The sequence below is a fragment of the Pseudomonas abieticivorans genome (assembly GCF_023509015.1).
GTDB lineage: Bacteria > Pseudomonadota > Gammaproteobacteria > Pseudomonadales > Pseudomonadaceae > Aquipseudomonas > Aquipseudomonas abieticivorans.
The window spans coordinates 5,828,974-5,846,599 of sequence record NZ_CP094975.1 but is presented as its reverse complement, the minus strand read 5'-3'; the positions used below and the strand labels follow the sequence as shown (position 1 = coordinate 5,846,599).

16 protein-coding genes and 1 pseudogene are annotated in these 17,626 nt (G+C 64.3%); 8 read left to right on the top strand and 9 right to left on the bottom strand.

Features of this window, described 5'->3' with window-relative positions; translation table 11 throughout:
* Positions 1-9 precede the first annotated feature (9 nt).
* Positions 10-939: a LysR family transcriptional regulator gene (locus tag L9B60_RS26565; protein ID WP_249673946.1), complete on the bottom strand. Its 930-nt coding sequence runs from the start codon at positions 937-939 to the stop codon at positions 10-12.
* Positions 940-1,062: 123 nt separating this feature from the next.
* Here L9B60_RS26565 and L9B60_RS26560 point away from each other — a divergent pair, with 123 nt between their 5' ends.
* Together L9B60_RS26560 and L9B60_RS26555 are read left to right on the top strand one after the other, a co-directional pair.
* Complete coding sequence (locus tag L9B60_RS26560; protein WP_249673945.1) at positions 1,063-1,329, top strand: DUF2798 domain-containing protein; 267 nt, start codon at positions 1,063-1,065, stop codon at positions 1,327-1,329.
* Positions 1,330-1,413: 84 nt separating this feature from the next.
* Entirely contained in the window at positions 1,414-1,917 is a 504-nt protein-coding gene (locus L9B60_RS26555; protein ID WP_249673944.1) for a DUF4142 domain-containing protein, read from the top strand.
* Positions 1,918-2,074: 157 nt separating this feature from the next.
* On the opposite strand, the gene L9B60_RS30505 is transcribed toward L9B60_RS26555, so the two are convergent.
* A complete protein-coding gene (locus L9B60_RS30505; protein ID WP_283780537.1) occupies positions 2,075-2,209 on the bottom strand; it encodes a hypothetical protein in 135 nt (44 codons plus the stop codon).
* A 13-nt stretch (positions 2,210-2,222) separates the two neighbouring features.
* Positions 2,223-3,494 (bottom strand): 3-phosphoshikimate 1-carboxyvinyltransferase, encoded by a 1,272-nt coding sequence (aroA, locus tag L9B60_RS26550; protein WP_249673943.1) that lies wholly within the window; start codon positions 3,492-3,494, stop codon positions 2,223-2,225.
* A 163-nt stretch (positions 3,495-3,657) separates the two neighbouring features.
* Between aroA and L9B60_RS26545 the strand changes: the two genes are divergently transcribed.
* Positions 3,658-4,140, top strand: coding sequence for a DUF2938 family protein (locus tag L9B60_RS26545; protein WP_249673942.1), 483 nt, complete (start codon positions 3,658-3,660; stop codon positions 4,138-4,140).
* 9 nt (positions 4,141-4,149) lie between these two features.
* Here L9B60_RS26545 and L9B60_RS26540 read toward each other — a convergent pair whose 3' ends face one another.
* Both L9B60_RS26540 and L9B60_RS26535 read right to left on the bottom strand, forming a co-directional pair.
* A complete protein-coding gene (locus L9B60_RS26540) occupies positions 4,150-4,884 on the bottom strand; it encodes a hypothetical protein (RefSeq protein WP_249673941.1) in 735 nt (244 codons plus the stop codon).
* Positions 4,885-5,004: 120 nt separating this feature from the next.
* Positions 5,005-5,766: a phytanoyl-CoA dioxygenase family protein gene (locus L9B60_RS26535; RefSeq protein WP_249673940.1), complete on the bottom strand. Its 762-nt coding sequence runs from the start codon at positions 5,764-5,766 to the stop codon at positions 5,005-5,007.
* Between the two features lie 369 nt (positions 5,767-6,135).
* Between L9B60_RS26535 and L9B60_RS26530 the strand changes: the two genes are divergently transcribed.
* Positions 6,136-8,091 carry a DNA topoisomerase III gene (locus L9B60_RS26530; protein ID WP_349631957.1) on the top strand — a complete coding sequence of 652 codons (1,956 nt, stop codon included), beginning with the start codon at positions 6,136-6,138 and terminating at the stop codon, positions 8,089-8,091.
* Here the strand turns inward: L9B60_RS26530 and L9B60_RS26525 are convergent.
* Positions 7,991-8,887, bottom strand: a pseudogene (locus L9B60_RS26525) (LysR family transcriptional regulator); the annotation flags it as partial. The gene L9B60_RS26530 and the pseudogene L9B60_RS26525 overlap by 101 nt on opposite strands.
* A gap of 127 nt (positions 8,888-9,014) precedes the next feature.
* Here L9B60_RS26525 and lysA point away from each other — a divergent pair.
* Together lysA and L9B60_RS26515 are read left to right on the top strand one after the other, a co-directional pair.
* Positions 9,015-10,253: a diaminopimelate decarboxylase gene (gene lysA, locus L9B60_RS26520; RefSeq protein ID WP_249673938.1), complete on the top strand. Its 1,239-nt coding sequence runs from the start codon at positions 9,015-9,017 to the stop codon at positions 10,251-10,253.
* A gap of 111 nt (positions 10,254-10,364) precedes the next feature.
* Entirely contained in the window at positions 10,365-10,868 is a 504-nt protein-coding gene (locus tag L9B60_RS26515; RefSeq protein ID WP_249673937.1) for a GNAT family N-acetyltransferase, read from the top strand.
* A gap of 45 nt (positions 10,869-10,913) precedes the next feature.
* On the opposite strand, the gene L9B60_RS26510 is transcribed toward L9B60_RS26515, so the two are convergent.
* Positions 10,914-12,014: a polyamine ABC transporter substrate-binding protein gene (locus L9B60_RS26510; RefSeq protein ID WP_249673936.1), complete on the bottom strand. Its 1,101-nt coding sequence runs from the start codon at positions 12,012-12,014 to the stop codon at positions 10,914-10,916.
* Between the two features lie 297 nt (positions 12,015-12,311).
* Between L9B60_RS26510 and L9B60_RS26505 the strand changes: the two genes are divergently transcribed.
* Entirely contained in the window at positions 12,312-13,544 is a 1,233-nt protein-coding gene (locus L9B60_RS26505; protein ID WP_249673935.1) for a multidrug effflux MFS transporter, read from the top strand.
* Here L9B60_RS26505 and L9B60_RS26500 read toward each other — a convergent pair.
* Complete coding sequence (locus L9B60_RS26500; RefSeq protein ID WP_249673934.1) at positions 13,541-14,305, bottom strand: IclR family transcriptional regulator; 765 nt, start codon at positions 14,303-14,305, stop codon at positions 13,541-13,543. The genes L9B60_RS26505 and L9B60_RS26500 overlap by 4 nt on opposite strands.
* A 217-nt stretch (positions 14,306-14,522) precedes the next feature.
* Here L9B60_RS26500 and L9B60_RS26495 point away from each other — a divergent pair, with 217 nt between their 5' ends.
* Entirely contained in the window at positions 14,523-16,445 is a 1,923-nt protein-coding gene (locus tag L9B60_RS26495) for a tyrosine-protein phosphatase (protein WP_249673933.1), read from the top strand.
* Positions 16,446-16,491: 46 nt separating this feature from the next.
* On the opposite strand, the gene L9B60_RS26490 is transcribed toward L9B60_RS26495, so the two are convergent.
* Positions 16,492-17,475, bottom strand: a complete 984-nt coding sequence (locus L9B60_RS26490) for an AraC family transcriptional regulator (RefSeq protein WP_249673932.1) — start codon at positions 17,473-17,475, stop codon at positions 16,492-16,494.
* Positions 17,476-17,626: the final 151 nt, after the last annotated feature.

The following is a 17,626-nucleotide window of genomic DNA, read 5'->3' as shown; positions in this document are numbered from 1 at the left end:
CGTACAATCCTAACCTTCCAGGCCTGTACGGCTACGACCGTAACAATCCTGAACATAGTCAATAAACGCCCGCGTCTTGGCCGTCAACGCGCTGTGGTCAGTAACACAGGCATAGACTTCCATCGGCTCAGGCTCGGCGTAGGCGCTGTTGCGGCTGGCGTCATCAAACAGCGCCACCAGTTGCCCGCTGTCGATAAACGGTTGCGCCACGAAGTCGGCCAACCGGGTAATCCCACCCCCATGCACGGCCATCTGGGCCAGCACGTCGATGTCATCGCTGATCATCGACGCGTTCAGCGGCGCGTCGAAGCGCACCCCGTCGCGGATAAAGCCCCAGCGCAGAAAACGCCCGTCCACCGGGTAGCGGAACACCAGGCAGGCGTGCTGCTTGAGGTCTTCAGGGGTTTGCGGCCAGCCGGCCTGGGCGAGGTAGGCCGGTGCTGCGCAGAAGATGAACGGCACGCGGGCGATCAACCTGGCCACCAGGCGGTCTTCCAGTTGCGGCTTGATGCGCAGGCTCACGTCGATGGCTTCTTGCAGGTGATTGACCCGGCGGTCGGTGCTGATGATTTCAAGGGTGAGTTTCGGGTAGCGCGCCTTGAACCCTGGAATCAGGGGGGCCAGCACATGGCGGCCGAATGCCGAAGTGGTGGCCACGCACAGGCGTCCCTGGGGCTCGCCCGCCGTGGCGACGGCCTGGTGAGCGCGCTCCAGGTCGCGGTGGATGTGCCGCACTTGCTGGTAGTACAACGCGCCACTGTCGGTCAGGGCCATGCTGCGCGTGGTGCGCGACAACAAACGGCTGCCCAGGTGGGCCTCCAGGCGCGCCACGTTCTGGCTGACGGCGGCAGCGCTGATGCCCAAGGTGCGGGCGGCCCCGGCGATGCTGCCCGCCTCCACCACCTGGGTAAAACTTGAGATCGCGCCGAGCAGGTTCATGGCACTGGGCTCTTATTCGTAAGCGTTACTTTATAAAGAACCAATCGACGGCCGTCTACCGCTGGCCGACAGCCCTTGTTACCGTGGCCCACGCTGATCAATCACCGCTTCAGGGGGAAGCTCATGACTGCCGAAAATACCCGTATCGCTCGTACCTTCAAGCTGTCGCGGCGCACCACGCCGTATATCTTTGCGTTCTACATGGCCTCGATCATGGCCTTTTTGATGTGCCTGGTGATCACGGCCGCGGAGTTCGGCCTGGGCGCCGATTACCTTGCAAACGTATTGAGTGCTTACCGCGTGGCCATGCCTGCGGCATTTGTTTGCGTGCTGATTGTGCGGCCCATTGTGGCCAAGCTAGTGGCGTGGACCGTGCACGCGGCGCCGTGAACAAAATCTTTAAACCTTTTGCGCTCCCGCAAGCTCCATACCTGTAACGGCCTTTGCCGTGCCAATAATAATCGGGAGATCACCATGGATCATTTCAACTTCAAGCACCTGGCCGTCGCCGGCCTGATCGCCAGTGGCCTTGCCGGCCAGGCGTTTGCCGCCACCTCCAATGACTTCGTCGACACTGCGGCCGCCGGCGGTATCGCGGAGGTCGAGGCCGGCAAATTGGCGCAAGAGAAAAGTGCGTCCGCAGACATCAAGGCGTTTGCCAGCGAAATGGTCAAGGACCACACCGCTGCCAACCACGAGTTGACGGCGCTTGCGAAAAAACTTGACCTGCAAGTGCCCGACGACGCCGCGCTGACCGCCAAAGCGAAGAAGATGATCCTGGAAATGCGCGACGAATCCTTCGACAAGGCCTACACCAATAACCAGGTCAAGGCCCACGAAGACACTGTGGCGCTGTTCAAGAAGGAGGCCGATACCAGCGATAACCCTGAGCTAAAAGCCTGGGCGGCGAAGACCCTGCCCAAGATCGAGCACCACCTGGACCAGGCCAAGGCGTTGCAGACCAAATACAACCCATGACAGCGCAGCGAATGAGTCCGCGCCCACGGATAACCCCATCCGCCCTGTAGGAGCGGATTGATCCGCGAAAAAACGCCGCTCGGTATCAGGCCTACCGCGGCGGCGCCTTCGCGGCTGAATGCGCGCCTACAGAGTGGGATTGGCCTGATGCGGCGGGTTAATCCGAATCGGTATTGCCCACATCCGCCGCTTCATCCAGATCGTTCAGCGGCACCTCCGAGCAGCCCGTGCCTTCGTCCTCATCCCACGGCTCAGGCACATCCTCATCGGTGTCCTCGGCTCCAAGGTTCATGCGCGCCTCCGGTTCAAATGTCGACTTCGCCGCCTTGCATCTGCACACCCAACGATGCCAAGGCATTCCAGTATTGAGGATAGGTCTTGCCCACGCACAAGGGGTCGCGAATGCGAATGCCGGCCACTTTCAGCCCCGCCAAGGCAAAGCACATGGCGATGCGATGGTCGGAGTGGGTGTCGATCAGCGCGTTGCAGGTAATACCGGCCAACGCCGGGTCGGCGGCCACCAGCAGGTCATCGCCCTCGACGCTGGCCAGGCCCGTGCGGATTTCGTTCAGGCCGTCGTGCAGGGCCTGCACGCGGTCGCACTCCTTGACCCGCAGGTTGGCCAGGTCGACGAAGCGCACCGGCGTTTCGTTGAACGCCGCCAGCACCGCCAGGGTGGGGATCGCGTCCTGCATTTGCGAGCCGTTGATCACTGCCGGCATGTGCGGGAACTGCGCGATGATTTCGCGGGCCTTGGCGTCCGGTTGGGTGAAATCCTCATCGGCCACGCCCAGGTCGATGCGGCCTTGGGTCAGCGCCTGGGCAGCCCACAGGTAGGTGGCGGCCGAAGCGTCCGGCTCGATGAAGTAGTCACAGGCGCGGTAGCCGGTGGGCTCGACCCGCCAGGTGCCGTCGTCGACTTCGCTGACCTGGGCGCCGAACGCTCGCATGCAGGCCAAGGTGAGGTCGACATAGCCGCGCGCACCAATGTCCTTGCCAGTCAGGGCCACTTCGATCGGGGTTTCGCCGCAGGCAGCCACCATCAGCAGTGCCGAGACGTACTGGCTGGACAAACCGCCATCGATTTCAAAGCGCCTGGCCTGCAGGCGCCCGGTACCCTGGACCTGCACGGGTGGGCAACCGGTGGCGCTTTCGGCGCTCACGCCACCGGCGCGCAAGGCGCCCAGCAACGGGCCAATGGGGCGCTTGCGCATGTATTCATCGCCGTCCAGGGTGACGCTGCCGTTGACCGTGGCCACGGCGGCAGTCAAAAAGCGCACGGCGGTACCGGCGTTGCCCAGGAACAGCGCTTGAGCCGGCACGCTCAGGTGGCCCACGCTGGTGACCACGAAGGTGGTGTCGTCGGGCTCATCGATGGTCACGCCCATTTGGCGCAACGCATCGGACATGTGCCGGGTGTCATCGCTTTTCAGCGCGCCATCCAGGCGGCTGGTGCCCTTGGCCAGGGCGGCCAACAGCAACGCACGGTTGGTGATCGACTTGGACCCCGGAGGCGAAACCTGGCCCTGCAACGGGCCGCTGAACGGGGTCACTGTCATTGTTTGTTGTACAGCCATAGATCAACACTCCACATCCAAACCCATGCCGCCGGCAGAACCACAGGCAATAAAGACGCCCATGTTGCCATTTTTGCCGGCCTTGTTCAGCCCCTATTAAGCGTTTTGGCCGCGGCTCTGGTACTTTAGCGGCCTTAACAGACCATGGCAGACAAGGGTTCACATGCTCGACTTCATTGTTTATTCCGTATGGCTGGGCGCTGGCGCCACCGCGCTGCTCGACCTTTGGGCCCTGCTACTCAAGACCCTGTTCAAACTGCCAACCCCACCCTGGCACTTCGTGGGCCGCTGGTTTGCCGGCATGGCCGGCGGCAGGTTCGTGCACCAGCAAGGCATCAGCCAGTCCAAGCCCGTGGAGGGCGAGTTGGCGGTGGGCTGGGCGATGCACTACTTCACCGGCATGGTCTTCGCCGGCGCGTTGTTGCTGATCTGGGGCGTGGACTGGGTGCATGCGCCGCACTTCACGCCGGCCTTGATCGTGGGCCTTTTGACCGTGGGCCTGGGTTGGTTCGTGTTGCAACCGGGCATGGGCGTGGGCATTGCCTGCTCGGGTGCGCCCAAACCCAACCAGGCACGCTTGCTGAACGTGGTCGGGCACATTGTGTTCGCCATCGGGCTATACGGCACCGCATTGCTGGTGGGTTGAGCCGGGGCGTCACTGCACCGGCAGGAAATTCATGAACAGCAAGCTCTGCGCATAATTCAGACCGATCCGTCGGTATCGCTCGTCGAGCATCTGCGTCAGCAACTCCAGCCGGGCGACGATCTTGCCAAACTCGGTGGCGAAACTCAGGTTGCTGCCCTCCTCCGAAATCTCATTGGAAAACAGCAGCGGCTGGCCCTCACGGGTCTGCCGTTGGCTGAGCATCCAGGTCGCCTTCTCGATGTTGCGCGCCGCGTTGCTGATGAACTGCGGGTTGAGCGAATCGGTCATGTAAAACTGCAACCGGTTGCCATGGGCGGTCACCAGCATGCTGCCGATGGCGTAGATGAATGCACCCACGCGATCACCGAGAAACTCCGGGCTCAAGGCGTAGCTCAACGCCGCCAGGTCGCGGCGGTTGCCCAGGGTGGGCAGCGGCTGTTGCTGCTCGATGGCCTGGCGCACTTGCTGCTCGGCAATGGCCGGGCTCAGGAAGCCGGACTTCCTCCACTCGGCGGGGTTGCGCAGGTACAGCTTGTTCATCAGCAGGTACAGGCTCTGCAGGTTGTCGTGCATGGTAAGGGTGGCCATGCGGTCGACGCTGGTCTGGAAGAACTCGTCGGGCTTGCCGTTGCTGAATTGGGTGGCGATATCGTGCCCCTGCTGCTGGCTGCAGGCACTGGCGGTGAGCATCAGCAAGCAGGCGCAAGCGACTCTAAAGGTGGCAAAACGAAACACACAGGCCATGGATCTCGGGGTCTTGGACACTGTCGAGGCAGCGGGGATCGCTGCGTCTGGCCATGGATAGAGCGGCAAAATCGGAAAAAGTGCACTGCTGGCCATACAGCGCCCATAAAAAACCCCGCGTCAGCGGGGTTGGGGTCTGGCCAGGGAGCGGGCCGGCTTGGCCGGTTTGAACACCTGGCGGATGCGGCTGGCCAGCGAGCTTGAGCCATGCACGTTGTCGTAATGGAACACCGCCGTGGCGCGCACGCCGTTGGGGTCGCCGGGCAGGTTGGTATGCAACGAGCGGTAGCCCCAGAAGAAATACATGTCGCCGGGGTTCATGGCGATTTGGGTGAACGCCTTGGATTTTTGCTGGTGACGCTTGGCCAGCCAACCCTGCACCCATCGGTTGTCCACCTTCACCTTGTCCAGCAGGTTCCAGGCGTAATGGCTGCGTACCGGGCGCTTGTTGGGGATCATCAGCAGGTCGCCCTTGGGGCCGTTTTCCGGCAGGCACACTGGCATGATGGTGGTCAGCACGTAAGAGTCATAGTGGAAGATCATCGACTCGCGCCGGCCGGTGGACCCGGTCAGGCAGCGCAGTACCTGGAACAGGCCAGTCTCCTCCGAATCTCGGCCGGTGGCGGTATTGACCACCCGTTTGCACAAGTCGATGAACACCGGTGAGGTGCCCCACTCGTGCAGCAAGGTGCCGGTCACCGCCTGGCGCCCACTCAAGGCCACATAGTTGCCGCCGGCCGAGGCGATGCTGTCGGTGACCAGCCCCTTGAGCTCGGCCAATTGTTCAGGCGTGGCCCAGTTGGGCAACACGGCGTAACCGTCGCGGTCGATGCTGTCGACCAGCGTCTTGATTTGTTCATCGCTGAAGGCTGCGTATTGCATGTCCGTATCCCCGGCATTGGCGTTGGCAAATTTTCGGCGCGCAGCCGAATGCGCCGAAGGCTTGGGGCCGTCAGCTTGAGCGGGCTGCGTCTAGACGAGAGGTGAGCTACCGCAGGCCTTTGGGCTGTGCCGAAAGCTGCGAGTCACGATTGTTTCAGAAGTGGGCTGTCGCGCCCTTGCCAGAAAACACACCCGGCAAGGTGGACTAGCCCAGAGCCTAGCAGCGAAAACGCTGGCTGGCGACTGCCTGTTGAAAAAACGACGAGCGGCGCGACACATTTATCTGTATATCCATACAGATAAAGGTTGCCAGGACCCCTGCCAACCAGCATCCTTGAGCCCTTCGCAACAAGCAATAAAGTGGTGGCCATGCGACTGTACCTCTGTGAAAAACCCTCCCAGGCAAAAGACATCGCCAAGGTGCTTGGCGCCAGCCGGCGCGGTGACGGCTGCTGGGTAGGCAACGGGGTCACGGTCACCTGGTGCATCGGCCATCTACTGGAAACCGCCCCGCCCGATGCCTACGACGCCCGCTACAAGCGCTGGGTGCTGGCGGACCTGCCGATCATCCCGGAAAAATGGAAGATGACCGTCAAGCCCAAGACCGCCAGCCAGTACAAGGCGGTCAAGCGGCTATTGGGCGAAGCCGGCGAGCTGGTGATCGCCACCGACGCCGACCGCGAGGGCGAGATGATCGCCCGCGAGCTGGTGGAGCATTGCCGTTACCGCGGGCCGATCCAGCGCCTGTGGCTGTCGGCGCTGGACGAGGCGTCCATTGGCAAGGCCCTGGCGGCGCTCAAACCGGGCGCCGATACCTTCAGCCTGTACCATTCGGCGTTGGGCCGTTCGCGGGCCGACTGGCTGATCGGCATGAACATGAGCCGGCTGTTCACCCTGCTCGGCCGCCAGTCCGGCTACCAGGGCGTGTTGCCGGTGGGCCGGGTGCAGACACCCACCCTGCGGCTGGTGGTGGACCGCGACCGCAGCATCGCCGACTTCGTGCCCGTGGCGTATTGGGCCATCGACGTGCAATTGCGCAGCGAGGGCATCGTATTCAGCGCCCAGTGGCGCGCGCCCGAAAGCGCCTGCGACGACCAGGGCCGCTGCCTGAACCAGGCCTTGGCCCGGGACGCTGCGAGCGCCATGGCACGTGCCGCCAGCGCGCGGGTGGCCAAGCTGCGCACCGAACGCCTGCAAGAGCCGGCGCCGTTGCCGTTCGACCTGGGCACGCTGCAAGAGGTGTGCTCGAAAAAGCTCGGCCTGGGCGCGCAGGAGACCCTGGACATCGCCCAGGCGCTGTACGAAACCTACAAGCTCATCAGCTACCCACGCAGCGATTGCGGCTACTTGCCGCTCAGCCAGCACAGTGAAGCGCCGGCCATCCTTGCCGCCTTGGGCCGAGCCGACCCAGCACTGGGCGAGCTTGCCAAACACTTGCAGCCCCAGCGCCGCTCCCGCGCCTGGAACGACGCCAAGGTCAGCGCCCACCACGGCATCATCCCCACGGCCGCCGCCGCGGCCCTTGAGCGCCTGAGCGGCAAGCACCGCGCGGTCTACACCCTGATCCGCGCGCGCTACCTGGCGCAGTTCCTGCCTAACCATGAGTACGACCGCACCCAGGCCGACTTCACGTGCGCAGGCCAGGCCCTGCGCGCCGTGGGCAAACAGATCGTGGAGCCTGGCTGGAAGCGCGCCCTGCCCGAAGCCCTGGCCCCGGCCAAAGGCCGCGAGGCCCCTGCCCCGCAGCCCTTGCCGCCGCTGGCAGAGGGCCGTGACTGCGAGGTCGATGCCGTCACCCCCAAGGACCTGTGGACGCAACCGCCCAAGCCCTACACCGAGGGCGATCTGATCAAGGCGATGAAAAACGTGGCCAAGTTGGTCGACGATCCCAGGCTCAAGCAAAAGCTCAAGGACACCACCGGCATCGGCACCGAAGCCACCCGCGCCGGCATCATCCAGGGCCTGATCGACCGCGGCTACCTGGGCAAACAAGGCAAGGCGCTGCACGCGACGCCCGCCGCCTTCAGCCTGATCGACGCCGTGCCGCGGGCGATTGCCGACCCTGGCACCACCGCCATCTGGGAGCAGGCACTGGACATGGTGCAAAGCGGCGAGATGACCCTGGACGTATTCGTCGCCAAACAATCGGCCTGGATGAGCAAGCAGGTGGAACGCTGCACCGGGCTCACCCTGAACATCAGCGGCCCGGCGCCTCGCGGTGCCACGCCGTGGAAAAAGAGCAAGCGCAAGCCTTCAGGCACTGCTCAAAAGCCTGCACCAAGGGCGAAGCGGGCCGGTACTGGGGCAAAATCAGGCTCACGCTGAAGGGCACCGACACCGCCAGCGGTCGCCAAGCCAGGCCGCGCGTGGCCTCATCAAGGCCGGTCAGCGGGTTGACGATGGCCACGCCCAGGCCCTGGCGCACCATGGCGCACACCGAGGCTGCCGTGCTGGTTTCGATCAGTGCCGTGCGCTGCACGCCGGCCTGGCGAAACTGCTCGTCCAGGCGCTTGCGGTACAGGTCCATGCCCGACAGGTTGATGAAGTCCACCCCGTCGAAATCCTCCAGCGCCAACCGCGCCTTGGCCAACAGCGGATGGCCCGGCGGCAGCACGCACACCATGTCGGCGCGCAGCAACTCCTGCCCCGCCGTGCCGCGCGGGTACACCTGGCTTTCGCTCAGGCCCAGGTCGTAGCGCTGGCCGCTGAGGGACTCTTCCAGCAGCGGCGACTCCTGGGCGGTGATGCTCAGCGCCACGCCGGGGTACTGTGCGCTGAACGCCTGGCACGCTGCCGGCAACAGCACCTGGGCGAACACCGGCAGGCAGGTGATGTTCAACTGGCCTTGGTCGAAGCGGCGAATCGACTCGGCCACGCTGGTGATGCGCTCAAGCCCCACGTACGAGCGCTGCACCTCCTCGAACAACATCAAACCCTGCGCGGTGGGCTCCAGGCGCCCGCGCTCACGCTCGAACAGGCGAATGCCCAGCAGGCTTTCCAGGCGCGCCAGTTCGCGGCTCACGGTGGGTTGCGAGCTGAACAGCAATTGCGCCGCACCGGTCACGCTGCCGGCGTTCATCACCGCGCGAAACACTTCGATATGGCGGATGGAGATTTCCATTTGACATTCCTTGAAGCAAACACCCTCCATATCAGATATGAATAGCAGAATGAATAAAAGATATTTTATTGAATGACCGGTTTTTTGCATCATGGCGGCCTCATTCAGCAGCCGAAGATTGCGCGCCATGCTCGAACACGCCCCCCGCCTGAACGCCCTTGCCCAACAGCACGGCACCCCCTTATGGTGCTACGACGCGGCCGTGATCCGCCGGCAAATCGCCCGCCTGCAAGGCTTCGATGTGATCCGCTTCGCCCAGAAAGCCTGTTCCAACGTGCACATCCTCAAGCTGCTGCGCGAACAAGGCGTGCAGGTGGACGCGGTATCTCTAGGCGAAATCGAGCGCGCCCTGCTGGCCGGCTACAGCCCCCAGGGCGAGCCTGCGGGCATGGTGCTGACCTGCGACCTGCTGGACCGCCCGACCCTGGAACGGGTGATCGAGCTGGACATGGAGGTTAATTGCGGTTCCATCGACATGCTTCGCCAACTGGGCGAGCGCCACCCCGGCCACCGCGTGTGGATCCGCCTGAACCCAGGCTTTGGCCACGGCCACAGCCAGAAAACCAACACCGGCGGCGAGAACAGCAAGCACGGTATCTGGCACACCCACTTGGGCGACGCCTTGGCCGTGGTGCGCCAGTACGACCTGCAACTGGTGGGGCTGCACATGCACATCGGTTCGGGCGTTGACTACGACCACCTGGAGCACGTGTGCAGTGCCATGGTCGAGGCCGTCAGCGGCATGGGCCATGACCTGCAAGCGATCTCCGCCGGTGGCGGCCTGTCGGTGCCGTACCGTGAAGGTGACGCGGCCATCGACACCGAGCGTTACGCGCAGATCTGGAACCAGGCGCGCCGGCAGATCGAAACCCGCCTGGGCCACCCCGTGCGCCTGGAAATCGAGCCGGGCCGCTTTTTGGTGGCCGAGGCCGGCTGCCTGCTCAGCGAAGTGCGTGCGGTCAAGGACGTCGGCAGCCAGCATTTCGTGCTGGTGGACGCCGGTTTCAACGACCTGATGCGCCCCTCCATGTACGGCAGCTACCACGGTTTCAGCCTGCTGGACCGCGACGGCGTGGCCAAGACCGCGGGCCTGCGCGACAGCGTGGTGGCCGGCCCCCTGTGTGAATCCGGGGACGTCTTCACCCAGCACGAAGGCGGCCTGGTGGCGCCTCGGCCCTTGGCAGCGGCCGAGGTTGGCGACCTGTTGGTGATCCATACCACCGGTGCCTACGGTGCATCGATGTCGTCGAACTACAACAGCCGGCCGTTGATTCCGGAAGTGTTGATCGACGGCGACCAAAGCCGGGTGATTCGTCGTCGCCAGACGTTGAACGAATTGCTGGCGCTGGAGTTGATCGACGGCTGATGATGGCCGCCCGCACCCGCCCTCACCGGTCAGCGCGTGGGTGCGGGGCCCTTTGCGGGCACCCCGGCATTGCGTAAAGTGCCCGGACCGTTCCAGCCCGGCCCCTCGCCCATGCATTCGCCCGACATCGTCATCACCCCCGTCAGCCACCCCGACATCGCCGCCACCCAAGCCTTCATCATGGAGGCGCGCGCGCAACTGTTCCCCCTGCTCGACCCCAGCGTACTGCCCGCCGACCTGGCCGCCTTTGCCAGCACCTACCTGGCCCCAGGCCGTGGTCGTTTCCTGATCGCCCGGGCGCACGGTGACATCGTCGCGGGCATCGGCTACCTGCCCTACGATCATCGTTTCGAGCAGTTGGACTACCAGGGCCAACGGGTGGTCGAAGTGGTCCGCCTGTTCGTTTCCCCCGCCCTACGTCGCTGCGGTCTGGCCGCGCGGCTGTACCAGGCGATCAAGGGCCTGGCGCTGCAGGACGGCATCGAGGTGCTGTACCTGCACACCCACCCGTTCCTGCCTGGCGCCATCGACTTCTGGCACAAGCAGGGGTTGCAAACCGTCGATGTCGAAGCCGACCCGGTGTGGCAAACGACGCACATGCACTGGCGCGCCTAGGCGCAACACATCGTGCTCATCCCCACCACAGGGCCGCAAGTCGCGTTACTTATCCGACTTGATGTTGGTCCACACGCGCGTGCGCACCCGTTCAAGCTTTTGCGGCAGGGGCTGCACCACGTACAGGGTCTTCAAGGCCTCGGGGGTCGGCGTCAGGTTCGGGTTGCCGGTGATGTCCTTGTTGATCAGCGCGAATGCATCCTTGTTGGCGTTGGGGTAGCCGAGGAAGTCACTGATGCCGGCGATCACCTTGGGTTCCAACAAGGTGTTGAGGAACTCGTGGGCCTCTTCGACGTTTTTCGAGCTTTTGGGGATGGCAAAGGTGTCGAACCAGATCGGCGCGCCCTCTTTGGGCAGGCGCCAATCAACCACCACGCCGTTGCCGGCCTCTTTGGCCCGATTGGCAAACTGGTAGAAACTGCCGGAATAACCGATGGCCACGCAGATATCGCCATTGGCGATGTCGGTCATGTACTTGGCCGAGTTGAAATAGGCGACATAGGGGCGGATTTTCAACATCAGCGCCTTGGCTTTTTCATAGTCGTCGGGGTTCTGGCTGTTCGGGTCCAGCCCCAGGTAGTGCAACGCCAGCGGCAGGATCTCCGAAGGCGAGTCGAGCATGGCCACGCCGCAGGATTTGAGCTTGGCCATGTTCTCGGGCTTGAACACCAAATCCCAACTGTCCACCGGTGCATTGTCACCCAGCACGGCCTTGACCTTGGCCGGGTTGAAGCCGATCAACACCGTGCCGTACATGTAGGGCACGCCGTACTGGTTGCCGGGGTCGTTCTTGTTCAGCAGCGCCAGCAGTGCCGGGTCTTGGTGCTGCCAATTGGGCAACTTGGACTTGTCGAGTTTCTGGAACACCCCGGCCTTGATCTGGGTTTCGATAAACTGGTTGGACGGCACCACCAAGTCGTAGCCCGAGTTGCCGGTCAGCAATTTGGCTTCCAGTGATTCGTTGGTGTCGAAGGTGTCCCAGGTGACCTTGATGCCCGTGTCCTTGGCGAAGTCCTTGGGCACCGAGGGCAAGATGTAGTCGGCCCAGTTATAGACCCGCAGTTCACGCTGTTCGGCGTGGGCGCCAGCGGCCAACAGTGCCAGCCCACACACCGTGACGTTCAATACGCGTTTGATCGTGTTCATGGTTTCCCCAGAAGTGTCGTCCGTACGATGGTTTTCTTATGTTCTGTACACGGCAGCGGTCTTGAAAAAAGCCAAAGGCTCAGCATCAGGGTTCTTGTTGTGACGTCGATTCTTGCTGACGGGCTGGCCGGATCACAGTGCGCGGTTGGCCAAAAGGGGATAGAAATGGCCAATCGGTGTGGCCGGTGCTGCGCCCCATCAGAACAACGACCACGATGCGGTGCATCAAAAACCGCATTGCGGTCATATCTGTTCGGCGCTAGGATACTCGCTCCCTCCTCTATCCAGGCCCCCGCCATGCGCCTCCACCCCCGCAGCAGCGCCTTCGCGCTCTTTCTTGGCGTACTGGCCGCCCTGCCCCCCGTCGCCACGGACATGGCGCTGCCCGCGCTCAACGACATCGGCATCAGCCTGCAGGCCCGCGCCGGGTTGGCGGGGCTGACCTTGAGCCTGTTCATGGCAGGGTTTGCCTTCAGCCCGTTTTTCTACGGCCCGCTGTCCGATCGCTACGGGCGCCGGCCGGTGTTGCTGGCCGGCCTTGGGCTGTTCGCCGTGAGCGGGTTGGTGGCCACCCTGGCGCCGAGCATCGGCCTGTTGCTGGGTGCGCGCTTGCTGCAGGGCATGGGGGCTGGGGTGGGGATGACCCTGGCCATGGCCATGGTGCGCGACGTGTTCCATGGCCGTGAAGCCCAAGCCCGGCTGACCTTGATTACCGTGGTGGTGAACGTCGCGCCGATGCTCGCCCCGGCCCTGGGCGCGGCACTGGCCGGCTGGCTGGGCTGGCGCGGCATTTACGGCGCCATCGCGCTGTGGGGTTTCGCCACCCTGGCGGCAACGTGGCTGTGCGTGGGCGAAACCGCCACCCTGCCCCAAGGGCCACAGCCGCCGTTGCTCGGCGCGGTGCTGGCGGGCTATCGTACGGTACTGAGCCACCCAGGCATCATGGCACACGTGCTGCTCAACGCCTTTGGCTTTGGCTGGATGTTTGCTTACGTGGCCGCTTCGCCCTGGCTGTTGATGCAGGTGCTGCACGTCAGCCAAGGGCTGTACGCGCTGCTGTTCGCCTGTACCGGCGGCGGCATCGTGGTAGGCGCGATGGTGGGGGGCAAACTGGTCAAGCACGGCGTGTCACAGCGCACGGTTTTGCTGGCTGCCGTGCTGCTGGCCATTGGCACCACCGTCTGCCTGCAAACCCTGGCCTATACGGACCGTGTATCGCTGGTCAGTTTCATGCCGCTGCTGGTATTGGCCACTGCTGCGTTCGGCATGACCGCACCCAACGCCGCCAGCGGCGCGCTGGAGCCGCTGCCACGCTTGGCCGGCATTGCCGGCGGCTTGCTGACCTCGTTGCAAATGCTGGCGGGGGCGGCGACCAGCGCCGGGGTGGCCCTGCTGTTTCCGCGATTGGGCGTGCAGGCCATGAGCCTGACCATGCTGGGCTGCGCCGTGGCTGGCGCACTGATGGTGCTATGGATACTGCGCATCAAGGCCGCCCCGATCGGCAGCGCCGCAGCACCGCTGCCCGATTAATGCCGGGTTTGCTCCAACAGAATCGCCAGGCACTGCTCCTTGCAGGCCAGCAGGGCCTCCTTGATCATTGGCAAGCGAGCCTCGAAGCGAAACGCCGGCACCACCACCGAAATCGCATAGGCGCGCATGCCCGGCAGGCTGATGGCCGTGGCCAACGCACACACCCCCTGGGCATGCTCCTCGCGGTCGGTGGCAAGCCCGGTGGCGCGCACGTTGTCCAGCGCTTCAGCCAATGCGGCCCGCGAGGTCAGGGTGCGCGGCGTCAACGCGGCCAGTGAGGCCGGCAGGATGCGCTCAACCTCCTCGGCGCGGTGGCAGGCCAGGATTGCCTTGCCGTTGGCCATGGCGTGGGGCGCGAACGGCCGATCCAGCACGGGCACCACGCGCACTTCCTGATCCGACACGAAGCGCTCCAGAAAGCGGATCTCCTGGCCTTGCAGCACCGACAGGTCGATGGTTTCCCGGGTGTGCCGGAACAGCGCTTCCAGCGGCCCGCGCAACTGGCTGACCACCCCGGACGACACGTAGTCGCCCAGTTCCTTGAGCCCCCAGCCCAGGCGCACGCCGCCCTCGCCAATCTCCAGCAATCGCTCGCGGGCCAAGGCATCGACAATACGCTGCACCGTGGAGCGCGGCAGGCCGGTGCGCTTGGCCAGCGCGCCCAGGCTCGCCGTATCGCCGCCCAGGCTACGCATCAAGTCGGCCGCACGGGCAATGACCTGGATACCTGAGTTGTCGCGTTTATCTTGCGGGTCGTTCACGGGGCGGGCTCATCTGCGGCGTATCGTATGGCGAGGATGATAGCACCGCATGGTGGGGCACGATGCAACTCGCCAACCTGGCGCCCCCACCCACAGACCAATCACGCACGCCACGGACAGATCGCGCAGGCATTTGCGATGTATCAAAACCTGTAACATTGCGTATTGAATCGACAACGATAGTAGCCAGCCTACCCCGCACCCAGGAGGCTACATCGTGTTGCACCGCATTTTGTGCTCGCTGTCCTTGATCACCCTGTCCATCAACGCTGCGCAGGCCACCGAGACCTACACCCTCGACACCCCGCACCTGGCCAGCATCGACAACTTTCGTGACATCGCCGGCACCACCACCGCCTACACCACGGCCAACGACGGCACGATGCGTTCCGGGGTGTTCTACCGCTCCAACGCCTTGACCCCGTCGGCCGCAGACCTGGCCACCTTGAACAGCCTGGGTATCAGCGCGGTGTACGATTTGCGCACGCCCAGCGAGATTGCCGCCACGCCAGACACCCTGCTCACCGGCGCCACCTACACCAACATCGACATCATCGGCGGCGGCATTTCGGGGGCCAATATCACCAACATCTCCCTCACCAGCGCCGCCAGCGCGGTGGCGATGATGCAGGAAACCAACCGCCAGTTCGTCAGCGACGCCGGCATGCGCAGCCAGTTTTCCGTGCTGTTCAACGACCTGGCCGGGGCCGATGGCGCCGCCCTCTTCCATTGCACCGCTGGCAAGGACCGCACCGGCTGGACCGCGGCCGTGCTGCTGAGCATCGCCGGGGTCGACAGCACGACCATCATGGCCAACTACCTGGCCACCAACGACTACACCGCCGCACGGGTGGCCGCGACCCTGGCGGCGATGCCCTCGAGCATGGCGGCCATCTACGCGCCGCTGCTGGGCGTGGACGCCAGCTACCTGCAAGCTGGCCTGGACGAGGTGACGGCGTTGTATGGCAGCATGGACAACTACCTCAAGCAAGGCCTGGGGCTGTCCCAGGCGACCCTCTACGTGCTGCGCGCCAAGATGGTCTATTACAACAGCCTGCCCGGCCAGGCCGGGCTGTTCGGTAACGCCGCCGCCGGTGCGCTGCTGTTGCAACAATTGCAGAACAGCAGCCTGTCAGGCACCTACACCGCCTACAACTACTACCTGCAGTCGGCCATCGATGCCGGCACCCTGGGCGGCGTGCAATCGACCGTCGGCGGCCAAGTGCACGCCGACGCCGCAAGCTACCTGTTGCGCCAGGACGCCTTGATCGACCAGGCCGCCGCGCCCTACACCAGCGGCACCGACCTCAAGGTCGGCCAGCGCAGCGTATGGACGGCCGGGCTTGCCGGCTACCTGGGCACCGACGGTAGCGCCCATGCGCAAAGCAGCAACGAACACACCCAGGGCATGATAGTCGGCCTGACCCAGCGTTTTACCGAACAGCTCAGCGGCCACGCCAGTTTTGGCTACAGCCGCGGCAGCGTAGGCGCCGCCGGTGGCGAGGTGGACACCGACCTGACCTTTTTCAGCGTGGGGGCCCGCTTGGCCCCGGGCGGCCTGGAACAGGGCCTGTTCGCGGCCGCCAATGCCAGCACCGGCTACGTGGACTACAGCAGCAAGCGCGACATCGGCGGCGGCCTGGGCACGGCCAAGGGCGATACCCATGGCACCCTCAGCGGTGCCAGCCTGGCATTGGGCTACCGCCTGCCCATGGCCGGCATCACCCTGGAGCCCAGCCTGGGCCTGCGCGTGAGCCACCTGAACCTGTCCGGCTTCACCGAAAAAGGCAGCGAGCTGGCCTTGGATGTCGACGGCCTGCAGCAAACCCGCCGCAGCGCGTTCACCGAGGTAAAGGCGACCTTCGCGCCGATTGGCCTGGCCGGTGGCTGGCAACTGGTGCCGGGGGCGCAGGTGGGTTACGAACACGTGCTGGGTGACCAGCAGGTGAACAGCGACGCCCACCTGCTAGGCCTGGACATCGAGCAGCGCGCAGCCTTCGCCAACCGCGACCAGTTCATGGGCGCAGTCAACCTGACCGCCAGCCTGGGGGCGGTCAGCGTGGGTGCCGAGGTGGGGGCCGTGGGCGGTGGCGATAGCCACGGGGCAAGCGCCAGCCTCAAGGCCAGCTATCGGTTTTAAAAGCCAGGTTCAGGGGTGGGCGTTTGCCTACCCCTGGCCTGAGCCATCAATGGCGGCCGCGCAGGCCAAGCCGAACGTCCTGCGGGCTGACCCCATAGGCACTTTGGAAATACTGGCAGAACCTGCCGACATTGGAAAAGCCCAACCCCAATGCGACCTCCGTCACCGACACCGGCGCGCCCTGGCGCAACGCCTGGTGGGCGCGCTCCAGCCGTACCTGGCGCTGATACGCCACGATCGAGGTGCCCAAACAGCGTCGAAAGCCTTCCTGCAAGGCCCGCAGGCTGACGTTGCTCAGTGCGGCCAATTCGCTCCCGCTGACCAACGCGTCCGGATGCGCCTGGATATAGTCCATCGCAAGCTTCACGTGCCGCGGCGCAATGGCCGGCCCCGGTTGCTTGAGCGCCTGGCTGTAGTTGTGCGGCCACACCTCCAGCACCGCGTCTACCAGCATTTCCTGCAAGCGCGTGGGCATCAGCACGCTGGCGTTCATCAGCACGTCAAGCTCGCTGCCCGTGGCAAACCCGACCAACGCCTTGATGCTGTCGAACGCCGGGCGGCGCAGGTCAACCACCGGTTCAAAGCGGATCTTGTCGACCACCGGGCGGCCCAGCAACGCGCACAACCGCTGGGTGAACAGCCCACGCCTCACCGAAAGCCCGTGTTGCCCGTGGCCATCGATAAAGCGCACCGAGCGCACCGCGGTCTTCTCCACGGCAAGGCCCACGTGGGGCGTGCCGACTGTCTGGCAGGCCAGGTTGAAAACGATCTGGCCGGCGGTGGGTATGACAAAGGTGATTTCATCGTCCAAATCTGGGATTTGCACCGTGAAATCGCCGCGATAACTCATGCGCCGGAAGCTCACCCCCTCATACCGCCCGTACACCCCGGCCACGCTGATCGGCATGCCCTGTTGCGGCAGGTCGGCATACAGGCTGCCGAACACCTGGGAAAAGCGCTCGCCGAAATCATCGGCGCCCAGGCCTTCGCAGCGAATGATGATCGGTTTGCGCGTGGCGCTTGCGTACATGCTCGGTACCTGTCCCTGGGGCGCCCTGCGGGCGAATCGCCTGCACCCTAGCAAGGGAACATGACAACGTCGTTACCCTTTGGATACCTCCCGAAACATTAACCCGATTTGATCATCAACTAGGTCAAATCCGCTCACTGCACCACACCGC

Coding starts and splice junctions, on each gene's coding strand:
- L9B60_RS26565 (WP_249673946.1), bottom strand. CDS start 939: ATGAACCTGCTCGGCGCGATCTCAAGTTTTACCCAGGTGGTGGAGGCG.
- L9B60_RS26560 (WP_249673945.1), top strand. CDS start 1,063: ATGACTGCCGAAAATACCCGTATCGCTCGTACCTTCAAGCTGTCGCGG.
- L9B60_RS26555 (WP_249673944.1), top strand. CDS start 1,414: ATGGATCATTTCAACTTCAAGCACCTGGCCGTCGCCGGCCTGATCGCC.
- L9B60_RS30505 (WP_283780537.1), bottom strand. CDS start 2,209: ATGAACCTTGGAGCCGAGGACACCGATGAGGATGTGCCTGAGCCGTGG.
- aroA (WP_249673943.1), bottom strand. CDS start 3,494: ATGGCTGTACAACAAACAATGACAGTGACCCCGTTCAGCGGCCCGTTG.
- L9B60_RS26545 (WP_249673942.1), top strand. CDS start 3,658: ATGCTCGACTTCATTGTTTATTCCGTATGGCTGGGCGCTGGCGCCACC.
- L9B60_RS26540 (WP_249673941.1), bottom strand. CDS start 4,884: ATGGCCTGTGTGTTTCGTTTTGCCACCTTTAGAGTCGCTTGCGCCTGC.
- L9B60_RS26535 (WP_249673940.1), bottom strand. CDS start 5,766: ATGCAATACGCAGCCTTCAGCGATGAACAAATCAAGACGCTGGTCGAC.
- L9B60_RS26530 (WP_349631957.1), top strand. CDS start 6,136: ATGCGACTGTACCTCTGTGAAAAACCCTCCCAGGCAAAAGACATCGCC.
- lysA (WP_249673938.1), top strand. CDS start 9,015: ATGCTCGAACACGCCCCCCGCCTGAACGCCCTTGCCCAACAGCACGGC.
- L9B60_RS26515 (WP_249673937.1), top strand. CDS start 10,365: ATGCATTCGCCCGACATCGTCATCACCCCCGTCAGCCACCCCGACATC.
- L9B60_RS26510 (WP_249673936.1), bottom strand. CDS start 12,014: ATGAACACGATCAAACGCGTATTGAACGTCACGGTGTGTGGGCTGGCA.
- L9B60_RS26505 (WP_249673935.1), top strand. CDS start 12,312: ATGCGCCTCCACCCCCGCAGCAGCGCCTTCGCGCTCTTTCTTGGCGTA.
- L9B60_RS26490 (WP_249673932.1), bottom strand. CDS start 17,475: ATGTACGCAAGCGCCACGCGCAAACCGATCATCATTCGCTGCGAAGGC.